The following is a 2,269-nucleotide window of genomic DNA, read 5'->3' on the forward strand; positions in this document are numbered from 1 at the left end:
CAAAGACAAAGGTTACTGTTCGTTCCGATTTACTAACCAATTCCCAACCTTGCGCCCTTAACTGAGGCATCATATAGTTATCATAGTCGCTGATAAACTTCAAAAACTTCTCTAAATTTTGCGCTCTAAAAATACTTAAAAATTCCCGCTCGTCAATAACGTCCTGATTCATTTTTTCCAACTTTCTAAACTGCTAGAATAATCTTACAATATTAGCTTTGAATCTCGCAACTTTTTGAGCGTTTTGATTGCTTTTTTGTTATATATCTTCTTCATCAATATGTATTTAAAGATTTATTTAGAATGTATTTATATCTAAACCTCTGGACTACTCAAATTAGACTACCCCATTTAGACTATCCCATTAGGAAACTCCAGAAGGGGAAACCCATTGCCTATGCGGTTTCCCTTTTTGGATATTCCGAAAATTGTGCTAAAAAATGGATTAAACACAACCTACCGCTTGATTTATTGTACAAAAAGCAGTACAATACAAATATAGAAAGAGGTGGCTTATGGAAGCAGTAGCTTATAGTAATTTCCGTGCTAATCTAAAATCATACATGAAGAAAGTCAATGATGATAGCGATGTTATCATCGTGACGAACAAAAACCCAGAGGAAAATGTGGTCGTCTTATCAAAACTTGATTATGATAATCTGATTGAAAACAACTACATCTTGAATAATCAATATCTCATGGAGAAAATCCAACGTGCTGATAAGCAATTTAAAGCAGGTAAAGGAATCATACGTGACCTGATTGAGGTAGACGATGATTAAATCATGGAGTGATGATGCCTGGAATGATTATCTGTATTGGCAAACTCAAGATAAAAGGACACTCAAGAAAATCAATAATCTAATCAAAGACATTGAGCGAGATCCATTTAATGGGATAGGAAAACCAGAAATCTTAAAAGAAGATTTATCTGGTAAAATCTCTCGTCGAATAAACGAAAAAGATAGATTAGTCTACAAAGTTGAAGCTGACATTTTGTTTGTCTACTCTGCTAAAGATCATTATTCTTGATGACTTAAAATTCCTCACAACAAAAAAGCATTCAGTGTAAAAGTAGAATTTTCTACCCTCACACTAAATGCTTTTGTTTTTAAAATGATAAATAGCAAGTTGCAATAATAAAGACTAGCTAAAATTGCTTCCTACTATTTTGTATTTTTGTAAATCCTCCAAACACAAGCGTTCTAATACCAATTGCAATAGCACTGCCAATAATCATGACGACTGTAAACCAAATTGCATCAAGTTTTAAATCATTGATTTGAATAAATTGATATAATGCCCAAATAGGTAGAACACTTAATAAACTGGATAGGACTCTAATATTCTTAATGGCGACCATTCTTGCAGCTAAAATTAAAGAACCAGGTACAACTAGCATCAAAATGATTTTGAAAAACGAGTGCCATTTTTCAGCTAGCTTAGTAAGATGATAGACATGATTTGAAATCGGAACATTTTTTATAGTCCAATCAAAAGAGCCACCAAAAACCGAGTTAGTGTCATTAAATAGTCCTGTGTGCTTAGGATCAAATAAAGCAGTGTAGGCTATTACTGGCCATGCGCAAAGTTCAGGAAACACGACAGCCGCTACCGTCGCAAAAAATCCCAAAGCACATACAATAATCACAATCGGAACCATCACCATTAGAGTTACGCCAACAATTCCTTTATCATCCATACTAAACTCCTAAACTTTTTTATTTAATTATAGCACAGTCTACCTTCTTACTAAACACTTTATTTTTTATATTGAACACCAGCCTAACGTTCTTTCGATGATTTTTTGGTTACCTTGTGTTCTTGTTCTTGTTCAATCGTTTGCGTTTGATCTGGATCTTCCACACCACCTTCAGATTCTTCAGAATACCACAAACAGATATTGAGGTCATCTTTGCTATTGATTGATAAATTTTTATAGTATCAAAAAAAAAGACCAAAAGTAGAAAAGTGGAATTCTACACTTTTCTACTTTTAGTCTTTTAGTCATTTTACATGGAATGTCCTTTCGTGTGCCCTGGTGTTTCTTTTGGCAAACTTACTTCTTTATTTTGTTCTTGCTGAACTTTTAAAGCTTTTTCTAATCGCTAATCAAGCGGATTTTTTGAAGGTGCTATCTCGCCTTCAAAGCCTTTGTTCCGAAGGTAATTCTTATAAAATTTTTGTTCGGATTCAAAGTAAGTGACCAACAAACTATTATCACCTTCAACTTGAGCTTTTTCCAGTGCGACATAATACTGTCTTTTAT

At 33.7% G+C, this 2,269-nt stretch carries 3 protein-coding genes; 2 read left to right on the forward strand and 1 reads right to left on the reverse strand.

What is annotated here, in order from left to right; translation table 11 throughout:
• Positions 1–515: 515 nt before the first annotated feature.
• Both ACYQ21_RS15360 and ACYQ21_RS15365 read left to right on the forward strand, forming a co-directional pair.
• The gene (locus ACYQ21_RS15360; protein WP_460059540.1) at positions 516–782 is read left to right on the forward strand and encodes a type II toxin-antitoxin system Phd/YefM family antitoxin; all 267 of its coding nucleotides are present in this window, start codon (positions 516–518) and stop codon (positions 780–782) included.
• Positions 775–1,032, forward strand: coding sequence for a Txe/YoeB family addiction module toxin (locus ACYQ21_RS15365; RefSeq protein WP_460059542.1), 258 nt, complete (start codon positions 775–777; stop codon positions 1,030–1,032). Before ACYQ21_RS15360 ends, ACYQ21_RS15365 begins: the two co-directional genes overlap by 8 nt.
• Positions 1,033–1,150: 118 nt before the next feature.
• On the opposite strand, the gene ACYQ21_RS15370 is transcribed toward ACYQ21_RS15365, so the two are convergent.
• Positions 1,151–1,702, reverse strand: a complete 552-nt coding sequence (locus tag ACYQ21_RS15370) for a hypothetical protein (RefSeq protein WP_460059543.1) — start codon at positions 1,700–1,702, stop codon at positions 1,151–1,153.
• Between the last annotated feature and the right edge of the window lie 567 nt (positions 1,703–2,269).

The organism is Pseudolactococcus yaeyamensis, assembly GCF_054658615.1.